This window comes from Halothiobacillus neapolitanus c2, from assembly GCF_000024765.1.
Lineage (GTDB): Bacteria > Pseudomonadota > Gammaproteobacteria > Halothiobacillales > Halothiobacillaceae > Halothiobacillus > Halothiobacillus neapolitanus.
The window spans coordinates 306,792-324,517 of record NC_013422.1; the positions used below are offsets into that span (position 1 = coordinate 306,792).

Genomic DNA, 17,726 nt, shown 5'->3' on the forward strand with positions numbered 1-17,726 from the left:
TGTTTGTGGGCGTTGCTTATCCAATCGTGAAACCCCCCTAGTAAATTGGAATTTTTGGGTATAAAATAACTAATACACCTATAAAACAGTTAGGGGGGTAGCATGGCTATTTTCAAACAATTATTCGATGAAGCGACATCAACATTTACTTATCTGATCGCGGACGAACACACGCGATCCGCGTTGTTGATCGATCCGGTGCATGAGCAGTACGAGCGTGATCGTGCGTTACTGGACGAGTTGGGCTTGAGTCTTAAGTACGTTCTGGAAACGCATGTTCATGCGGATCACATCACGGGCGGTGGCCGTCTGCGTCATGAAACGGATGCCCTATTCATCGTCGGCAAAGGCACGGGGCTGGACTGCGCCGATCGACTGGTTGCCGATGGTGAGACCATCGAGATGGATTCGATCACCATCCAGGTTATCGCGACGCCGGGACACACCGATGGCTGCACCAGTTATCGCTGGGAAGATCGCCTGTTCACGGGCGATACCATTTTGATCGATGCCTGTGGCCGTACGGATTTCCAACAAGGTTCTCCAGAGCGTCTGTATCAAAGTATCCAGAAGCTGCTCGCGTTTGCCGACGAAACCTTGATTTACCCCGCCCATGATTACAACGGCAAGCGGGTGAGCTCGGTCGGTCAAGAAAAGACCATCAATCCGTACATTGCCGGTCTCAACGAGGCGGCCTTCGTTGCGAAGATGCGGGCACTCAATCTGCCTAAACCCAAGCGCATCGATGTCGCCGTGCCGGCCAACAGCCTCTGTGGTGGCGCCGACGTGCCTCGTCAGCCGGGCGAGACAGAGGCGGCATGAATTCGGTCGCCAATATTACCGTTATCGGCGCGGGCTTCGGTGCCGTCACTGCCATCAAGACCCTGCGTAAGAGCAATCCCTCGGCGCGTATCACCCTGATCGCGCCCGAGCCGACCATGCAGTACTACCCCAGTCTTATCTGGGTGCCGGCAGAGCTTCGAAGTCGCGACGACATCATGGTCGATTTGAAGCCGTTACTTGCTCGGCTGGATGTAATCTACCAACCGGGACGCGTCGTGGGCGTGGAAGGCTCGGGCCGTCGTGTATTGGTTGAGCAGGGTGGCGAAACGATCGGCGTCGATAACGATGGCCTGATCGTCGCCAGCGGTGGTCGTTTCATCAAGAAACTGCCGGGTATCGAACACGCCATCACCGTATGTGAAGGCATTGATGCAGCTGAGCGCATTCGCGACCGGCTGGCAGCAATGACCGGCGGCACCATTGCGATCGGTTTCGGTGGTAACCCGAACGAACCCTCCGCCGTGCGCGGCGGGCCGATGTTCGAAATGCTGTTCGGTATTGATCGCCTGTTGCGCAAACAGGGCCGACGCGATCAATTCAAGATTGTGTTTTTCAATCCGTCCAATCGACCCGGTAACCGCCTGGGCGAATCTGCTGTCGACAACTTATTGGCGCGAATGAAGAAATTCAATATCGAGGCGCGTCTCGGTGCCAAGATGTTGCGGTTCGAGGCCGACAAGGTCGTGACTGAAGCGGGCGAATTTGCCGCCGACCTGATTTTGTTCATGCCAGGCATGACCGGCCCCACTTGGTTGGAACATGCGCCGTTCCCCAAGTCGCCCGGCGGCATGATACAAGCGGAAGCGACCACCCGGGTGGTCGGTTTCGAGAAGGTCTACGTGGTCGGCGATTCGGGCAGTTACCCCGCGCCGGATTGGGCACCTAAACAGGCACACATGGCCGATTTGATGGCGGTGGCCGCTGCGCATAACCTGCTGGCCGAGCAGGCAGGAAAGCCCGCGAACCAAACCTTCAAGTGGGAATTGATCTGCGTGATGGATATGCTCGATCGCGCCGTTCTGGTGTTCCGCAACGAAAAACGCCAGTTCATCACCCCGCCGTGCCGCTTGCTGCATTACGCCAAGCGTCTGTTTGAATGGTGGTATTTGCGCTCAATCCGCTGATCCGCCATCAGGTTTTCGTGATCGATAATGTACAAAGCCGCAGCAAACTGTGGCTTTTTGTTTGTTTGAATTGAGTTCGTGAAGACTTAAGGGAAGCTCTAAAAACTCGTCATTCCCGCGTAGGCGGGAATCCAGCCCCTTGATTTTTCTGGGTTCCCGCTTTCGCGGGAACGACGAATCACGGTATTTCGAGGTGCCCTTAACGTGTTCGTCGAACAAACGGCGCAATGACAGATAAAAACGCAGCGCCATACGTATCCCGCTTGTGGGCGCCGACACCGGAGATATCGGTGAACGCGTCGAGCGTTGTGGGTCGCGCGTGCAGCATGTCGAGCAGCGAGGCATCGTGGAAAATGGTGTATGGCGGCACGCCGCGTTCGGTCGCCAGTCGTTTGCGGCAGGCGCGCAAGGCTTCCCAAAGCTCGCTTTCCTCGTCGGATACAAAATCGGGACGGTCGCGCGTTTTGCGGCTGATTTTGACCGGTTTGGTTATTTGCCTGAGCCAAAGCGATTCTTCGCCGCGCAAGAGTGGGCGGCAACGTTCGCAAAGCGCCAAACCGCCAAATCCTTCCGTGTCCACGCTTAGATATCCTTGAGCGATTAGCTGGCGGAATATGCCGCGCCAGATATCGATGGTGTGCGCGTGGCCGACGCCGAACACGCTGAGCTTGTCGTGGCCGAGTTGCGTGATGCGCTCGTCGGTCTTGCCGCGTAATACGTCGATCAGATAATTCACACCGAAGCGTTGGCCGGTGCGATGCACGGTGGAAAGCGCCTGACGGGCGGGCAGAGTTGCGTCCCACATTTGCGGTGGTGTCAGGCAGTTGTCGCAGTTGCCGCAGGGTTCGGTGCTCTGCTCGCCGAAGTATCCGAGCAGGGTCTGGCGTCGACATGCGGTGGATTCGGATAACCCCAGCATGGCATCGAGCTTGTGTTGCTCGATCCGCTTGATGGCTTCGTCGGCATTGGATTCGCTCATCATCTGGCGCAGGGTGATCACATCTTGTAATCCGTAGCGCATCCAGGCTTCGGCGGGCAGGCCGTCCCGCCCCGCGCGCCCCGTTTCCTGATAATAAGCCTCGATGCTTTTGGGGAGATTCAGGTGTGCGACAAAACGTACATCGGGCTTGTCGATGCCCATGCCGAAGGCGATGGTCGCGACCACGATGACGCCGTCTTCGTCGAGAAATCGTCGCAGTGTCTGTTCGCGTTGAGTGGCGGGAAGACCGGCGTGGTATGCCAAGGCGGTGAGCCCTTGATCGCTCAGCCAGGCAGCGATTTCTTCTACCCGCTTGCGCGACAGACAGTAGACAATGCCCGCCTCGTTGGCGTGGTTGTCGCGGATAAATCGCAACAGGGCGTCTCTGGCGCTGCCTGCGTGATTCTGCGCGATGTGATAGCGGATATTGGGCCGATCAAAGCTGCTGATGAACACCCGCGCATTGTTCAACCCGAGGCGATACAGGATTTCTTGTTGGGTGGTTCCGTCTGCGGTGGCCGTGAGTGCGATGCGGGGTATGTCGGGAAAATATTGGCCCAATTCACCCAAACGAATGTATTCAGGGCGAAAATCATGTCCCCATTGCGAGACGCAGTGTGCTTCGTCGATGGCGATCAGGTTGATGGAGGCGTCGCGTAACAGCGATAAGGTGTCGGCATTGAGCAGGCGTTCCGGTGCGACGTAAAGTAAATCGAGCGTGCCCGCGCGTAATTGTTTTCGCACTAATTGCGCTTCTTCGCCCGTTTGTGTGGAGTTGAGAAACGCAGCCGCAACGCCCGCCTGGCGCAGTGCCGCCACTTGATCTTGCATCAGCGCAATGAGCGGCGATACGACGATGGCCGTGCCGGACAGCGCGAGCGCAGGCACCTGATAACACAATGATTTGCCGCCACCTGTCGGCATTAACACGAGTGCGTCACGACCACTCATCACGGTATCGATCACCTCGGCCTGCGGCCCCCGAAAAGCGGGATAGCCGAAAACCGTGTTGAGAATATGCAGTGGTGATGAGATGACGTTAGGATTCATCTGTTCATTAAAACACAACCGCGCGCCCGATCGGTTGCGTTGCGCAGCGGTGCGCGCGGTGTACCATTTCGATCTGGATGCGGGTTGTTCGAAAAATAATAGAGAGAAATATATGGCGTGGCTTTCGTACCTGCAATTGGTGATTTTTCGTGTCGGGCCAGAGGATATGCCTGCAGGTTGGCATGCGACCACTTGGGCGTTTATTTGGTTTTTAGTGACCGGTTCGATGATGGTGTTCGCCGATCGGGCAGCGGGTGAATCCTTGCAAGCAGCGCTTGGACAGAGCTTTTTCGACAATGTGCTTAATGCTGTTCTTGTGGCTGGGTACGCCTGGGGTTGGCTTGTTATTCGCAAACATCCCGAGCGTCTGGCGCAGTTGCTGACCGCTTTGTATGCTGCCCTGGGTGTGTTGAGCCTGGTGTTGGCCGCACTGTGGTGGTTGATGCCGATCACACCCGGCAAAGCACCCACAAACGGTTGGTGGATCATTGTGCTGTTTGTGTGGGATGTGTTGGTGGTCGGGCAGATTTTTCGCCGGGCGCTGGATTGGGGTGCCGCGCTCGGCGCATTGATTTCATTGGGTTATTTTATTCTGGCCGGTGTGGGTGTGGTTTGGGCGCATGCGTTGGTGTTTGGTTAAGGAACCTCTGATCACCTATTGGCAACGATTCTGGCAATTCTGAAGATCTAATTTGGGGCGTTTTGATTGAAAAAAATTCACATTCTGGGCATTGCGGGCACGTTCATGGGGTCGCTGGCGCAATTGGCGAAAGCGATGGGTTTTGAAGTGTCCGGTCGCGATCTTGCCATTTATCCCCCGATGAGCGACCAGTTGGCGCAGGCCGGTATCCCCGTGCAAACGGACATGAATGCCCCGTTGCCGCAGGATGCGGAGATCATCGTCGGCAATGTGATGCGGCGGGATATGCCCGTCATCGACGAGCTGCTTTCCGGCTTTTTTCGTTACCGTTCCGGTCCGCAGTGGCTCGGAGAAGAAGTGCTTTGCGACAAATTCGTGTTGGGCGTTGCCGGTACGCACGGCAAAACGACCACCAGTTCGATGTTGGCCTGGATTCTGGAGCAGGCGGGCATGGCGCCCGGCTTTTTGATTGGCGGCGTGCCCGGTAATTTCGGGGTGAGTGCGCGGCTCGGTGAAACGCCCTTTTTCGTGATTGAAGCCGACGAATACGATACGGCATTCTTCGATAAGCGCTCCAAGTTCCTGCACTATCGCCCACGTGGCGTAATTTTGAACAATCTTGAATTCGATCATGCGGATATATTCCCCGATCTGGCCGCGATTGAGCGCCAATTTGCGCATTTTTTGCGATTGGTTCCAAATAAGGGGCTGGTGGTGATGGCCGATGCGACGCCCGCGCTTGAACGGGTTGTCGAACAGGGATGCTGGTCGCCTATCGAGCGGTTCGGTGCGCGTGACTCGGCACAGCCCTGGCGCTTGGTGGGTGAGGCCATCTGGTTGGAAGGTCAGCACCTCGGCGACATGCCCGCCAATATCATCGGGCGTCACAATAGGCTCAATGCCTTGGCGGCGCTGGCGCTGGCCCGATTCGCCGGTGTGCCACCCGAGCAGGGGTTGAATGCGCTGGCGGGCTTTGTCGGCGTGGCGCGGCGCTTGCAAAATCGAGGAACGGTGGCGGGTGTGACGGTATTTGATGACTTCGCCCACCATCCGACCGCCATTATCGAGACGATTGCCGCATTGCGTGAGCAACAATCCGCATCGCCTCATTCCGGTCGTTTGATCGCCGTCGTCGACCCTCGCTCCAACACCATGCGCGCCGGGGTGCATCAGCATCAGTTGGCTGAAGCGCTGGCAGGTGCCGATCTGGTGGTGTTTCATAGCCCGGCTAATCTGGGATGGTCGCCGCGAGAGGCTTTGGCATCACTGGGTACCCGAATCCGTTTCTCGCCGACGGTGGATGCGGTGCTGACCGACGTGCTGGCGCTGGCGCAACCTGATGACAAAATATTGGTGATGAGTAACGGCAGCTTTGATGGTGTTCACCAGCGGCTATTGGATGCGCTGGCGGCGCGAACCGCATCAATAGGCTAAAGTCAGTCCATTGTTCCAAAAGAGTGATGGTTGTATGAAGGACGTCACGTTGTTGCCTCTTTTCCCCCTGCACACGGTGCTTTTCCCTGGCGGACATCTCCCGCTGCGCATTTTTGAAACGCGCTATATCGACATGGTGCGCACTTGCTTGCGCGAAGGGCGTCCGTTTGGCGTTGTGTTGCTCAAGCAGGGGAGCGAAGTTCGCCAGAGCGATGATGATCTCAGCGAATTTTACGATGTGGGCGCCGGCGCGGTGATCGTCGATACCGATCTTGGAACCGACGGTATGCTGCATATCGAAACGCAGGGCCAGGGGCGCTTCCGTGTGCTGCGTTCATGGTCTGAGCGCGATGGCTTATTTCGGGCAGAGGTCGAGTGGTTGCCCGAGGCTACCATCGTGACTCGGTCCAATGCTGATGAGCGCCTGCGTGATTTCCTGCTGCGGATCATGGAAGATGCAGCCCCCCCTTATCCGAATGCCCTTTTCGATGACCCGGTTTGGGTGGTGTATCGCCTGCTCGAACGCCTGCCCGTTAAGTTGGAAGACCGTCAGCGGGTACTTGGCGCAGAGCGACTCGACCTGACGGTTCGCCATCTTTCTGCCATGATTGCCGCTTTCGAATAACAATCCGGTAAGCTTTTAGTATTTCCATTCCGTTGCCGAGGTGGTTTACCTTGGCGGCTAAGGCTGTTTTGCCTGCCCCCGCGGGAGTGACTTTGAAAGGTCATCTCGAATTATTTCGAGGTGCCTTTTTTGTATCCCAATCCTTATGAGTTCAACCTTTGGAGTAACCACCAATGACTATTCACGAAGCCACATTCGCCAATATCGATAACCTGATCAAGGAAAACGATATTCTGATCATCGATTTCTGGGCGCCCTGGTGCGGTCCTTGCCGTTCGTTCGCGCCGGTATTCGAGGCAGCGGCGGAGGCAAACCCCAGCGTGGCTTTCGCCAAAGCAAACACAGAAGCCGAACAACAATTGGGTGCCTACTTCCAGATTCGCTCCATCCCAACCCTGATGATCTTCCGTGAGCAGATTCTGCTGTTCAATCAGGCCGGGGCCTTGCCTGCATCGGCGTTGGATGAATTGATCGGCAAGGTCAAGGAACTCGATATGGACGTGGTCCGTCAGGAAATCGAAAAAGCCGAGTCCGAGAGCCAACAGCAGCAGTAATGCCTGTCTGATCCTTTTCGAGGCGAAGTTATGTTCAGTGTCATTGCCCAGATGGCGTTCACCATCGGGCTGGGTGTGTTGTGGCGCTATTATCCCGTTGGCGGCCTAACGGCAGATCGCGCCCGAATTGCGCTGACAACGTCGGTTTATTACTTTTTTCTGCCTGCGCTCGTGCTGGATGTGCTTTGGCGCGCACCGCTCGGTGTCGATACGTTCAAAATAATGTTGGCGGCCGCGACCGGGGTGTTGGTCTCCATGGCGGCGATGTTTTTAGCGGCACGATTCATGACACTTACCCGAGGACAGTTGGGTGCGCTGGTGTTGGCAGCCAGTTTCCCAAATGCCACCTATATGGGCCTGCCTTTGTTGAGCAGCCTGTATGGCGATGCGGGTAAAGCAATTGCCATTCAATATGATTTGTTTGCTTGCACGCCCTTGTTGCTCTCGGTTGGGTTATTGCTCGCCGCTCGGCTTGGGCAGCATGATGAAGTGGTTCACCCGATCAAATCGTTGCTCTTGGTGCCCCCGCTCTGGGCGGCCATCTTTGGTGCTGTTTTTAACTTGATTGGTCTGCCGCAGCCCGATTGGGCACAAGGGTTTTTAGGTCGAATGGGCGGAGCGGTTGTGCCGATCATGCTGCTGGCATTAGGGATGAGCTTGCGACTTTCAACCTTAACGCCCCGGCATTTGTGGCGGGTCAGCCCGGCGCTCTTGATTCAAATCATCTTGATGCCATTGGTTGTGCTGGCGGTCGTCACTGCGCTTCATCTAACCGGCGATTTGCGCGTCGCGGTCGTGCTGGAAGCCGCTACCCCCGTCATGATTCTTGGGCTGGTGCTGTGCGATCGTTTTGGTCTGGATACCGAAATGTACGCCACAACCGCCACTGCCTCCATCTTGCTGGTGTTGGTCACGCTGCCGTTATGGCACTATTTATTGGTGTAAAACCGTTGTGTCGTGTCGTTCCGATCGGGCGTATCGGTACGGCCTGTTGAGGAGTTTTGTTCATGCAGATTGAAAAAAATGTCGTTGCCCGTCTGAATTATGTGCTGAAGGACGACGACGGCGCGATCATTGATGCGACGCAAACGCGCGTTTTCGAATACATCCATGGTTTCGGGAACCTCATTCCCGCGCTAGAAAACCAGCTGTCCGGCAAAAAGGAGGGTGACCGTTGCCAGATCACCATCGAGCCGGAAGATGCCTATGGCTTGCACGATGAAACGGCGGTCATCAAGGTGCCGCGTTCACGTTTCGACCCGGCCGTCGAGCTGGTCGAAGGCAATATGGTCGAAACGCTGGGACCAGAAGGTCGGATTGAAATGCTGATCCTGTCGGTGGACGGCGATGAAGTGACCGTCGATCTCAATCACCCTCTGGCCGGTTTGCGGCTGCATTTCGATGTCGAGGTTGGTGGGTTGCGGATGGGCCATCCCGATGAAATCAAGCACGGGCGCGTTCACCCCGGCGGGCACCACCTGATGGTGGGCGATTCAACCTACATGGGTGACTGGGAAGGTGGACCGGAAGTGGATTCGACAAAAGAGCAGGGCGAAACCCGTGGTTGAGGCCGTGGCTAATCTGCCGACAGTTCATTACCGGCTGGATTTTTCCCGTGCTCATATGCGCTACATCGGCGTATGCCTGAGCTTGCCTTCGGGTAACGCCGCTTCTGGCGCGGCAGCTTGGCAGTTGAGCTTGCCCGCCTGGATTCCCGGTAGTTATCTGATCCGGGATTTTGCCAAGAACCTGGTCGGCATGAAGGCGCGTACCGTCACGGGCCAGCCGGTCGCCATCACACCGCTGGATCAGCAGACCTGGCAGTTGCCGACGTGCGATCAGGCGATTGAGGTGCGTTTTGAGGTGTACTGCGCCGATTTTTCCGTTCGTACCGCTCATGTCGATCCGGATCATGCGTTTTTCAACGGCAGCAGTGTTTTCCTGCGGGTGCACGGGCTGGAGCAACAGCCGCATTCCGTTTGCCTTGAAGGGGCACCGGCGCACTGGCGCGTTGCCACGACCCTGCCGGAGGTGGCGGTCGACGATCTCGGTTTTGGGGATTATCGGGCGGATGATTACGAAGCGCTGATCGATTTCCCCGTGGAAATGGGTGTGTTCGAAGTGGTGCGCTGGGTCAGTGCGGGCGTGCCGCATCGCATGGTGTTCAGTCATCCGCACCCTAAAACCGATTTTGCTCGCATTGCGCAAGACGTTTCCCGTATTTGCAGCACCGAAATCGATTTTTTCGGCGAAGCGCCCTTTTCACGCTATCTGTTTCTGGTGGCGCTGGATCGTCAGGGATTTGGTGGTTTGGAGCACCGTGATTCCACGGCGCTGATCTTCCCGCGCGATGATTTGCCCTTGATGGGCGAAACCGAAGTCACTCCGGCCTATCAGCGGTTTTTGAGTCTGTGCGCCCACGAGTATTTTCATTCCTGGAACGTCAAGCGCATCCGCCCGGATGCCTTCACGCAACTGCCTTTGGCGCGTCCGGCGCACACTCGGTTACTGTGGTTGTTCGAGGGGTTTACCAGTTATTTAGATGACTGGATGGTGCGCCGTGCCGGTTTGATTACTGAATCGGCTTATCTTGATGCCTTGGCGCAAACCATCAACCGTGCGGTGCGCGGCAAGGGGTGGTCGCGTCAAACGCTGGAAGAATCGAGTTTCTATGCCTGGACCCGCTTTTATCAGCAAGATGAAAACGCCGTAAACGCCATCGTCAGCTATTACACTCGAGGCGCGCTCGTCGCGATGATGCTTGATCTGCAACTTCGCTTGTGTGGCGGCAGTCTGGCTGCGGTCATGCGCGAAATCTGGCGCGAATTCGGAGCCAAACCTCTGCCGGAGGGCGCGGCTATTGAGCGATTTATTGAACGTGTCGGTGAACTTTCGCTGGGTGATTTTTTCGAGCAGGCGCTGCGCGGTACCGAGCCCCTTGAATTCGCCGCTTTGCTGGCCCGTTTCGGCGTGAATGCCGAGCCCGTGGCTGAATCGGCCCTGTCATCGGTTGATGCCGGTGCGGTCATCGGCGGTGATGATCCGCGCGTCGCCAAGGTTCAAGTGGTATTCGAAGATCGGCCTGCGGCTCAAGCGGGATTGGTTTCGGGTGATGAAATCATCGCCGTGGATGGTCTGGCCACGAGTGGCGCCGACTGGGGGAATCGAATTTGTCGCTATCAAGCGGGCGACGCGGTGCAATTGACGGGTTTTCGGCAGGGGCGTTTGCACCAATGGACGCTGGTGCTGTCTGAACCCGTTCTGAATCAATGGCGCCTGCGGCTGGCTTCCGAGCTGACGGCGGTCGAACCCGAGGCGTTATTGCGTCGGCGCGACTGGCTTGCGGCTTCGCCCTCGGCGCGTTCGTGATGGTGCCGTTCGATTTTCATGCACTTCGGCTGCGATTGGATGAGCGTGCGTTTGTAGAACAGGCGGCCGCGGTCGTGCTGCCTTCTGTGGATTCAACCAGTGATTACTTGCGCGCACATTGGCCCGATCAAGCCGAAGCGGGCGCATCGTGGTCGATTTGCGTGGCCCAAACGCAAACCGCTGGCCGAGGTCGTCATGGTCATCACTGGCGAAGCGAACCGGGATCGGGTTTATGGTTCTCCTGCGCGGTTCCCGTGGTGCCGTGCACGGCCGAAGTGGTCCCCCCGCTGAGTCTGGTTGTCGCATCAGAATTGATTCGCGTATTAAATGCGGTGGGTTTCGAAATCGGACTCAAATGGCCGAACGATCTGTGGTGCCACGATAGCAAGGTTGGCGGCCTGCTGGTCGAGCAGATGGGCGTGGGTGTGGCACGCTATTGGTTGATCGGTATCGGCATCAATTGGTTGGCGCCAACGCATCTGCCCCAAGATAAAACCGGTGTGGTGCCTTCGGTGACGGGATTGTTCGAAGAGGGCGAGCTGTCGTCGATTGATCGCGAGGCACTGGCCGAGCAACTCATCATGGTTGCGATACACGCGGCCCGGCACCCGGAATCTTGGTCGGAATCCATGCGACGAGCCAACCACTGGAATGCGCTTTTGGGCCGTCGCGTGCAATTGTGGCATGCGGGTGAGGCCGGTGAAACCGGCCTTGCGGGTGATATCAAACTCAATGGCGAACTCGGTTTTGTATCCGATGTCGGCGATTTCCGTTCGATCGGTGGATCGATCAGCGTGCGATTAGTCCAGGATGAGGGCTGCTGAGTGAAGTGCTATATCGACGCCGGCAACACCCGAATCAAGTGGCAAATCGGCCCGAAAGGCAAGGCCAAGGCGCTGGCCTGGTCTGAAAAATCGCAATGGCTTGAACAAATGTCATCGTCGTCGGGTAAAAAGCAGACAATCTCAAAGTTTGTAGTTGCGACCGTCTCATCGGAATCCCTGCGGCAGTGGCTGGCAGAAACATTGGCGGAAAATTTTGCCAATGTGCCCGTGCAATGGCTCAAAAGTCGGGCCCGATGCTGTGGCGTCAAGCTGGCCTACCCGGAAGTCTCCCAGTTCGGGGTAGACCGATTCTGCGCGTTGGTCGCGACCCGGCAACGTTGCCCGGATCAAGCCGTCTTGGTGATCAACGCGGGAACGGCCATCACGGTTGATTACATAGCACCGACCGGGCAGCACGAGGGTGGAATCATCATGCCTTCGTTGGCCGCCATGAAAGCGGGTCTGAATGCATTGGCACCAAATCTGAGTGATCGCCGGGAGCCACACGAATCGGGCGTGGGTGCGCAGACGGCCTGGTTGGCGACCAATACGGCAGACGCGCTGCAGTTGGGGCGTCAATGGATGCTCGTCAGTGCGCTCAGTCAGACAATAAACGCAATGCGTGCGCACGCGGCGCCTTGTTCGTTGGCTGTGGTTGTCGGCGGCGGCGATGCCATTGCCGTTCAAGCCATGATCGATCCCGCGGCTCACGTTGTCGAGAACCTCGTGCTGGAGGGGGTAAAGATCCTTGCCCGACAACGGGAGTAAGCGCAGCGATGCGTAAAGTGCGCAAAAAAAATTGCAAAACTGCCGTCACTGCGATTAGAATGCGCGCCCATTGCCGCTTTAGCTCAGTTGGTAGAGCAACCGCCTTGTAAGCGGTAGGTCGTCAGTTCGAATCCGACAAGCGGCACCAGATTAAGCTCAGCGCTCAGAGTTTAAGTGATTCATGTAGTGCATCTTCAGGTTGATGAGATTGACTTGTTGTATGGCTTCGTGAAGAATTGCGCGTTCCCGGTGGGGTACCCAAGCGGTCAACGGGATCAGACTGTAAATCTGACGGCTCAGCCTTCGAAGGTTCGAATCCTTCCCCCACCACCAAATTCGTCGTGCCGTCACTGTGGAACTTGAGTTGAGGCGCGGCAAAAAGGTTTGCGAGTGTAGTTCAATGGTAGAACCTCAGCCTTCCAAGCTGATGGCGTGGGTTCGATTCCCATCACTCGCTCCAAATCCGAATGATTTCGAAAATTTGCTCATGTAGCTCAGTCGGTAGAGCACGTCCTTGGTAAGGACGAGGTCAGCGGTTCGACTCCGCTCATGAGCTCCAAAAGCGTGGTGCCGGGGCGCATTTTGCCGAGTGCATCGTAGGTTTACTTAACGGGTGTGAGTGGAGAAAGTCATGTCAAAAGAGAAATTTGAACGGAACAAACCGCACGTTAACGTGGGCACGATTGGTCACGTTGACCACGGCAAGACCACATTGACTGCTGCGATCACGAAAGTGATGGCAGAAGCGCACGGTGGTGCGTCACTGGGCTACGACCAGATTGACAAAGCGCCCGAAGAAAAAGCGCGTGGCATCACCATCAACACCTCACACGTTGAATACGAATCCGACGCGCGTCATTACGCCCACGTCGATTGCCCAGGCCATGCTGACTACGTCAAGAACATGATCACCGGCGCAGCCCAGATGGACGGCGCGATCCTCGTCTGTTCAGCCGCTGATGGCCCCATGCCACAGACCCGTGAGCACATCCTGCTGTCACGTCAGGTCGGCGTACCCTACATCGTCGTATTCCTGAACAAAGCCGACATGGTCGATGATCCAGAGCTCCTCGAACTCGTCGAGATGGAAATTCGCGACCTACTGAGCAAGTACGAATTCCCAGGCGACGACACCCCGATCGTCACCGGTTCAGCGCTCAAAGCCCTCGAAGGCGACACCAGCGACATCGGCGTACCTTCTGTAATCAAACTCGTCAAAGCGATGGACGACTACTTCCCAGAGCCAGAGCGTGCCGTCGACGGTACCTTCCTGATGCCAGTAGAAGACGTATTCTCCATCTCCGGTCGCGGTACCGTTGTAACCGGTCGTATCGAGCGCGGCATTGTCAAAGTGGGCGAAGAAGTCGAAATCGTCGGTATTCGCGACACCACCAAGACCACCGTTACCGGTGTAGAAATGTTCCGCAAACTGCTCGACCAAGGCATGGCTGGCGACAACGTCGGCATCCTTCTTCGTGGCACCAAGCGTGACGACGTCGAGCGTGGTCAGGTACTGTGCAAGCCTGGTTCAATCAAGCCGCACACCAAGTTCGAAGCCGAAGTGTACATTCTGGGTAAAGATGAAGGTGGTCGTCATACCCCATTCTTCAACGGCTACCGTCCCCAGTTCTACTTCCGTACCACGGACGTCACCGGTTCATGCGTATTGCCCGAAGGTACCGAAATGGTCATGCCAGGCGACAACGTTGCCATGACCGTTAGCCTGATTGCCCCGATTGCGATGGAAGACGGCCTGCGTTTTGCGATTCGTGAAGGCGGCCGCACAGTCGGCGCCGGTGTTGTCTCTAAAATCATCGAGTAATTAATCCAGCCAGTTGTCAATAGGCGCGGAGTCGTGTAGACTTCGCGCTCTTTTTTCATCCCTGAAAAAGATAAAGATAAAAAGGTCAGTAGCTCAATTGGTAGAGCGACGGTCTCCAAAACCGTAGGTTGGGGGTTCGATTCCCTCCTGGCCTGCCATTTTTACCGCTGGATAGCGTTTTTATCTTGCGGACAGGCGGTTGTCGTCAAGCGATCAGCCGATCGAATTATGTGAGTCACAGTCATGTCGGAAAAAGCAGTGGAACCCGCCCGTTCGTCGGGTCTGGAGTCGGCCAAAATTGGACTTGCCATCGTGCTGCTTCTCGGTGGTGTTGCGGCATTCTATTGGCTGTCCAAAGAGCCGCTCTTCGTTCGTGTTGCATCGTTGTTAGTCCCTTTACTGCTTGCTGCTGCGGTGCTATATGCGACGGCTGTCGGCAGGAGTATTTGGCGGTTTGCCTTCGATTCTCGCGTGGAAGTGCGCAAGATGGTTTGGCCAACTCGTCAGGAAACGACACAGACCACCCTGGTTGTGGTTTTGCTGATTGTTGTGATCAGTCTGTTTTTGTGGGGCGTGGATTCGCTCCTGGCTTGGATTGTTCGCAGTATTGCGGGCTGAGGTATAAGACGGATGGCGATGCGTTGGTATGTCGTACAAGCGTTTTCACAGTTTGAAAACAGCGTAAAAAAGGCCCTGGAAGAGCGCATTGAGCGTGAGGGTCTGCAGTCTTTGTTCGGCGAGATTCTGGTTCCGTCAGAAGAAGTTGTTGAAATGCGCGATGGCGTTAAACGTCGCTCGGAGCGCAAGTTTTACCCAGGTTATGTGCTTGTTCAGATCGACATGACCGATGAGGCCTGGCACCTGGTTAACTCAGTGCCGCGCGTGCTTGGCTTCGTGGGTGATTCGGGCGGTAAGCCGACGCCGATCAGCAGCAAAGAAGCTGAGGCGATCATGACGCGAGTCAAAGACTCTACGGATAAGCCGAAGCCGAAGACATTGTTTGACGTGGGTGAAATGGTTCGGGTCTGTGATGGTCCGTTCAATGACTTTACCGGCGTAGTTGAAGAAGTTAATTACGAAAAGTCACGTCTGCATGTTGCGGTGAGCATTTTCGGTCGCTCGACTCCGGTTGAGCTCGGTTTCGATCAGGTCGCCAAGACCTAAAAGGCGGCACTGTTTTGTTAACTGGGGAGTTGTCAGGCGCGTTCAGCAACGTTTGCACCCAATGAGAGGTAGTTATGGCTAAGAAAGTCACTGGTTATATCAAGCTGCAGGTCAAGGCAGGTCAGGCTAATCCCTCGCCGCCGATCGGTCCGGCTCTGGGTCAAAAAGGCGTCAATATCATGGCGTTCTGTAAAGAATTCAATGCGGCGACGCAAACCCTGGAGCAGGGTTCGCCTATTCCTGTGGTGATTACGGTGTACGCCGATAAATCATTCACCTTCATCATGAAGACGCCACCGGTGAGCTTCCTTTTGAAGAAGACTGCGGGCATCAAGGCGGGTAGTGCTGTTCCTAACAAAACCAAGGTCGGCACCCTGACTCGTCAGCAGATCGAAGATATTGCGAAGATCAAGCAACCTGATCTGACCGCTAAGGATATGGAAGCGATGGTTCGTACCATTGCAGGTAGCGCCCGGAGCATGGGCCTGAACGTGGAGGGTCTGTAATGGCTAAGTTAACCAAGCGTCAAAAAGCTATTGCGGCCAAAGTCAATGCGAACCAGCCCTATGCCGCAGCAGATGCCTTCAATCTGTTGAAAGAAGTATCGACCGTCAAGTTTGTCGAAGCGGTGGACGTTTCTGTGCACCTTGGCGTTGATCCGCGCCGTTCGGACCAAATGGTTCGTGGTGCGACCGTGCTCCCGAATGGTACCGGTAAGTCCGTTCGTGTTGCTGTGTTTGCGCAAGGTGCGAACGCCGAAGCAGCCAAAGCGGCTGGTGCGGATATCGTTGGCTTTGAAGACCTGGCTGCCGAAATCAAGCAAGGTCGTATGGATTTTGATGTGGTCATCGCCACGCCCGATGCGATGCGTGTTGTTGGCCAGTTGGGTCAGGTGCTCGGTCCTCGTGGCCTGATGCCTAATCCAAAAGTCGGCACGGTTGCGGTTGATGCGGCGATGGCAGTCAAGAATGCCAAAGCCGGTCAGGTTCGTTACCGCACGGAAAAGGGCGGGATCATTCACTGCACCATCGGTAAAGTAAATTTCACCCCCGAAGCGTTGACTGAAAACCTGAATGCACTGCTGGCTGATCTGAACAAAGCCAAGCCTGCTGCTTCTAAAGGCATTTACATGAAGCGCGTCAGTGTTTCCAGCACCATGGGCCCTGGGCTGTTGGTGGATTTGGCTTCGCTTGCCGTATAACTTTTGGCCTCCTTCTTAATTGTAAGGAGGCAAGAACTTTGGACTGTTGCAGTTTTTTCTGCAGCGGCGTCAAAGACCGTCGGCGTCAATCAAGAATTGACTTAAAACAGCAGCCGACGCAGACGGATCCAGTCCTGATTTTATGCCTGACTGGCCGTATCGTGGTGCGATGTTCCATTTTGGGATGTCGCGATAGGTAACTGGGGATTTCCCCAAGCAACCGTAGGTAAAACACGTGGCTTTAACCATTGATCAGAAGCAGTTGATTGTTGCTGAAGTGACAGAGGTTGCCGGCAAGGCGCTGTCCGCGATCGGTGCCGAGTACAGTGGTTTGACGGTCTCGCAGATGACCCAAATGCGTGTGAAAGCACGTGAAAGTGGTGTCTATCTGCGTGTGATCAAAAACACACTGGCTCGTCGCGCGATGGCGGATACACCGTTTTCATGCATGTCCGAGGCTCTGACCGGGCCTTTGGTGTTGGCCTTCTCTATGGAAGATCCCGGCGCAGCCGCACGGCTGATGAAGGATTATGCCAAAGATTTTGCCAAGCTTGAAATCAAGGTAGTCGCCCTGGGTGGACAACTTCTCTCTGTGGCCGATGTTGATCGCGTAGCGAGCCTGCCGACCCGAGATGAAGCATTGTCGCAACTTCTCGCCGTCATGAAGGCGCCAATTGGCAAACTCGCACGCACCCTCAACGAGGTTCCGGGCAAGTTGGTTCGTACTGTGGCCGCCGTTCGCGATCAAAAGCAAGCAGCTTAAATCTCTTTTAACTTAAATCAGGATTATTAACATGGCAATTTCTAAAGACGATATTCTCGAAGCGATCTCCAACATGTCCGTAATGGAAGTCGTTGATCTGATTTCCGCAATGGAAGAAAAATTCGGCGTTTCAGCTGCTGCAGCTGTTGCAGTTGCAGGCCCTGCTGCTGCGGGCCCAGCTGCCGCTGTTGAAGAAAAAACTGAATTTGACGTTGTGCTGAAATCATTCGGTGCAAACAAAGTCGGCGTAATTAAAGCAGTTCGTGAATTGACCGGTCTGGGCTTGAAAGAAGCCAAAGACATGGTTGAAGGCGCGCCAGCGACCATCAAAGAAGGCGCAAGTGCTGCTGACGCCGAAGCGATGAAAGCTAAACTGACTGAAGCAGGTGCTGAAGTAGAGGTTAAGTGATTGATCTTCTGCGGTTAGTATGAAGTATCGGGCTGGTAGCCATTGGCTGCCGGCCTTTGTTCGCTGGTTTTTCTGAAGATGTTCCTCAACTAAGAGTGTCTTCAGAAAAATCCATGGGTTTAAGTCCTGGTAATCCCCCCGCGTTGCATCCTTGGGT

General features: G+C 55.7%; 19 protein-coding genes and 5 tRNA genes. 23 read left to right on the forward strand and 1 reads right to left on the reverse strand.

The genetic code is table 11. The annotated features are described in order from the left end of the window. Positions 1-102 precede the first annotated feature (102 nt). Positions 103-822, forward strand: coding sequence for an MBL fold metallo-hydrolase (locus HNEAP_RS01450; protein WP_012823196.1), 720 nt, complete (start codon positions 103-105; stop codon positions 820-822). Further along, on the forward strand, positions 819-1,967 hold the full coding sequence (locus HNEAP_RS01455; RefSeq protein WP_012823197.1) for an NAD(P)/FAD-dependent oxidoreductase: 1,149 nt from the start codon (positions 819-821) through the stop codon (positions 1,965-1,967). Before HNEAP_RS01450 ends, HNEAP_RS01455 begins: the two co-directional genes overlap by 4 nt. Positions 1,968-2,166: 199 nt before the next feature. Here HNEAP_RS01455 and recQ read toward each other — a convergent pair whose 3' ends face one another. Beyond that, positions 2,167-3,996 carry a DNA helicase RecQ gene (gene recQ / locus HNEAP_RS01460; RefSeq protein WP_012823198.1) on the reverse strand — a complete coding sequence of 610 codons (1,830 nt, stop codon included), beginning with the start codon at positions 3,994-3,996 and terminating at the stop codon, positions 2,167-2,169. Between recQ and HNEAP_RS01465 the strand changes: the two genes are divergently transcribed. The 21 genes from HNEAP_RS01465 (at position 3,980) to rplL (ending at position 17,569) form a co-directional block, all read left to right on the forward strand. Next, positions 3,980-4,636 carry a hypothetical protein gene (locus HNEAP_RS01465; RefSeq protein ID WP_133484663.1) on the forward strand — a complete coding sequence of 219 codons (657 nt, stop codon included), beginning with the start codon at positions 3,980-3,982 and terminating at the stop codon, positions 4,634-4,636. The two genes, recQ and HNEAP_RS01465, sit on opposite strands and share 17 nt — an antisense overlap. 66 nt (positions 4,637-4,702) lie before the next feature. Then, entirely contained in the window at positions 4,703-6,070 is a 1,368-nt protein-coding gene (gene mpl, locus HNEAP_RS01470; RefSeq protein ID WP_012823200.1) for a UDP-N-acetylmuramate:L-alanyl-gamma-D-glutamyl-meso-diaminopimelate ligase, read from the forward strand. A 34-nt stretch (positions 6,071-6,104) separates the two neighbouring features. After that, complete coding sequence (locus HNEAP_RS01475) at positions 6,105-6,695, forward strand: LON peptidase substrate-binding domain-containing protein (protein WP_012823201.1); 591 nt, start codon at positions 6,105-6,107, stop codon at positions 6,693-6,695. A gap of 173 nt (positions 6,696-6,868) precedes the next feature. Next, a complete protein-coding gene (locus HNEAP_RS01480; RefSeq protein WP_012823202.1) occupies positions 6,869-7,249 on the forward strand; it encodes a thioredoxin domain-containing protein in 381 nt (126 codons plus the stop codon). Between the two features lie 30 nt (positions 7,250-7,279). Then, positions 7,280-8,194 (forward strand): AEC family transporter, encoded by a 915-nt coding sequence (locus tag HNEAP_RS01485; protein ID WP_012823203.1) that lies wholly within the window; start codon positions 7,280-7,282, stop codon positions 8,192-8,194. 62 nt (positions 8,195-8,256) lie between these two features. After that, positions 8,257-8,817 (forward strand): FKBP-type peptidyl-prolyl cis-trans isomerase, encoded by a 561-nt coding sequence (locus HNEAP_RS01490; protein WP_012823204.1) that lies wholly within the window; start codon positions 8,257-8,259, stop codon positions 8,815-8,817. A gap of 4 nt (positions 8,818-8,821) precedes the next feature. Next, the gene (locus tag HNEAP_RS01495; protein ID WP_133484661.1) at positions 8,822-10,618 is read left to right on the forward strand and encodes a M61 family metallopeptidase; all 1,797 of its coding nucleotides are present in this window, start codon (positions 8,822-8,824) and stop codon (positions 10,616-10,618) included. Continuing rightward, a complete protein-coding gene (locus HNEAP_RS12125) occupies positions 10,618-11,442 on the forward strand; it encodes a biotin--[acetyl-CoA-carboxylase] ligase (RefSeq protein WP_012823206.1) in 825 nt (274 codons plus the stop codon). Before HNEAP_RS01495 ends, HNEAP_RS12125 begins: the two co-directional genes overlap by 1 nt. Further along, entirely contained in the window at positions 11,443-12,210 is a 768-nt protein-coding gene (locus tag HNEAP_RS01505) for a type III pantothenate kinase (RefSeq protein ID WP_012823207.1), read from the forward strand. A 72-nt stretch (positions 12,211-12,282) separates the two neighbouring features. Then, positions 12,283-12,358 (forward strand) — tRNA-Thr (locus HNEAP_RS01510). A gap of 100 nt (positions 12,359-12,458) precedes the next feature. Further along, positions 12,459-12,543 (forward strand) — tRNA-Tyr (locus HNEAP_RS01515). A 53-nt stretch (positions 12,544-12,596) separates the two neighbouring features. Next, positions 12,597-12,670, forward strand: a tRNA-Gly gene (locus HNEAP_RS01520). Between the two features lie 23 nt (positions 12,671-12,693). Next, positions 12,694-12,769, forward strand: a tRNA-Thr gene (locus HNEAP_RS01525). 72 nt (positions 12,770-12,841) lie between these two features. Beyond that, the gene (gene tuf / locus HNEAP_RS01530; RefSeq protein ID WP_012823208.1) at positions 12,842-14,032 is read left to right on the forward strand and encodes an elongation factor Tu; all 1,191 of its coding nucleotides are present in this window, start codon (positions 12,842-12,844) and stop codon (positions 14,030-14,032) included. An 82-nt stretch (positions 14,033-14,114) separates the two neighbouring features. Beyond that, positions 14,115-14,190, forward strand: a tRNA-Trp gene (locus HNEAP_RS01535). 85 nt (positions 14,191-14,275) lie between these two features. Continuing rightward, positions 14,276-14,650: a preprotein translocase subunit SecE gene (gene secE, locus HNEAP_RS01540; RefSeq protein ID WP_012823209.1), complete on the forward strand. Its 375-nt coding sequence runs from the start codon at positions 14,276-14,278 to the stop codon at positions 14,648-14,650. A 12-nt stretch (positions 14,651-14,662) separates the two neighbouring features. Then, positions 14,663-15,196 carry a transcription termination/antitermination protein NusG gene (gene nusG, locus HNEAP_RS01545; RefSeq protein WP_012823210.1) on the forward strand — a complete coding sequence of 178 codons (534 nt, stop codon included), beginning with the start codon at positions 14,663-14,665 and terminating at the stop codon, positions 15,194-15,196. Between the two features lie 74 nt (positions 15,197-15,270). After that, a complete protein-coding gene (rplK, locus tag HNEAP_RS01550; protein ID WP_012823211.1) occupies positions 15,271-15,702 on the forward strand; it encodes a 50S ribosomal protein L11 in 432 nt (143 codons plus the stop codon). Next, on the forward strand, positions 15,702-16,397 hold the full coding sequence (rplA, locus tag HNEAP_RS01555; protein WP_012823212.1) for a 50S ribosomal protein L1: 696 nt from the start codon (positions 15,702-15,704) through the stop codon (positions 16,395-16,397). Before rplK ends, rplA begins: the two co-directional genes overlap by 1 nt. Positions 16,398-16,632: 235 nt before the next feature. Beyond that, positions 16,633-17,160, forward strand: a complete 528-nt coding sequence (gene rplJ, locus HNEAP_RS01560) for a 50S ribosomal protein L10 (protein WP_012823213.1) — start codon at positions 16,633-16,635, stop codon at positions 17,158-17,160. Between the two features lie 31 nt (positions 17,161-17,191). After that, entirely contained in the window at positions 17,192-17,569 is a 378-nt protein-coding gene (gene rplL, locus HNEAP_RS01565; RefSeq protein ID WP_012823214.1) for a 50S ribosomal protein L7/L12, read from the forward strand. The last annotated feature ends 157 nt before the right edge of the window (positions 17,570-17,726 follow it).

Coding starts and splice junctions, on each gene's coding strand:
- HNEAP_RS01450 (WP_012823196.1), top strand. CDS start 103: ATGGCTATTTTCAAACAATTATTCGATGAAGCGACATCAACATTTACT.
- HNEAP_RS01455 (WP_012823197.1), top strand. CDS start 819: ATGAATTCGGTCGCCAATATTACCGTTATCGGCGCGGGCTTCGGTGCC.
- HNEAP_RS01465 (WP_133484663.1), top strand. CDS start 3,980: ATGACGTTAGGATTCATCTGTTCATTAAAACACAACCGCGCGCCCGAT.
- recQ (WP_012823198.1), bottom strand. CDS start 3,996: ATGAATCCTAACGTCATCTCATCACCACTGCATATTCTCAACACGGTT.
- HNEAP_RS01475 (WP_012823201.1), top strand. CDS start 6,105: ATGAAGGACGTCACGTTGTTGCCTCTTTTCCCCCTGCACACGGTGCTT.
- HNEAP_RS01480 (WP_012823202.1), top strand. CDS start 6,869: ATGACTATTCACGAAGCCACATTCGCCAATATCGATAACCTGATCAAG.
- HNEAP_RS01485 (WP_012823203.1), top strand. CDS start 7,280: ATGTTCAGTGTCATTGCCCAGATGGCGTTCACCATCGGGCTGGGTGTG.
- HNEAP_RS01490 (WP_012823204.1), top strand. CDS start 8,257: ATGCAGATTGAAAAAAATGTCGTTGCCCGTCTGAATTATGTGCTGAAG.
- HNEAP_RS12125 (WP_012823206.1), top strand. CDS start 10,618: ATGGTGCCGTTCGATTTTCATGCACTTCGGCTGCGATTGGATGAGCGT.
- tuf (WP_012823208.1), top strand. CDS start 12,842: ATGTCAAAAGAGAAATTTGAACGGAACAAACCGCACGTTAACGTGGGC.
- secE (WP_012823209.1), top strand. CDS start 14,276: ATGTCGGAAAAAGCAGTGGAACCCGCCCGTTCGTCGGGTCTGGAGTCG.
- nusG (WP_012823210.1), top strand. CDS start 14,663: ATGGCGATGCGTTGGTATGTCGTACAAGCGTTTTCACAGTTTGAAAAC.
- rplK (WP_012823211.1), top strand. CDS start 15,271: ATGGCTAAGAAAGTCACTGGTTATATCAAGCTGCAGGTCAAGGCAGGT.
- rplA (WP_012823212.1), top strand. CDS start 15,702: ATGGCTAAGTTAACCAAGCGTCAAAAAGCTATTGCGGCCAAAGTCAAT.
- rplL (WP_012823214.1), top strand. CDS start 17,192: ATGGCAATTTCTAAAGACGATATTCTCGAAGCGATCTCCAACATGTCC.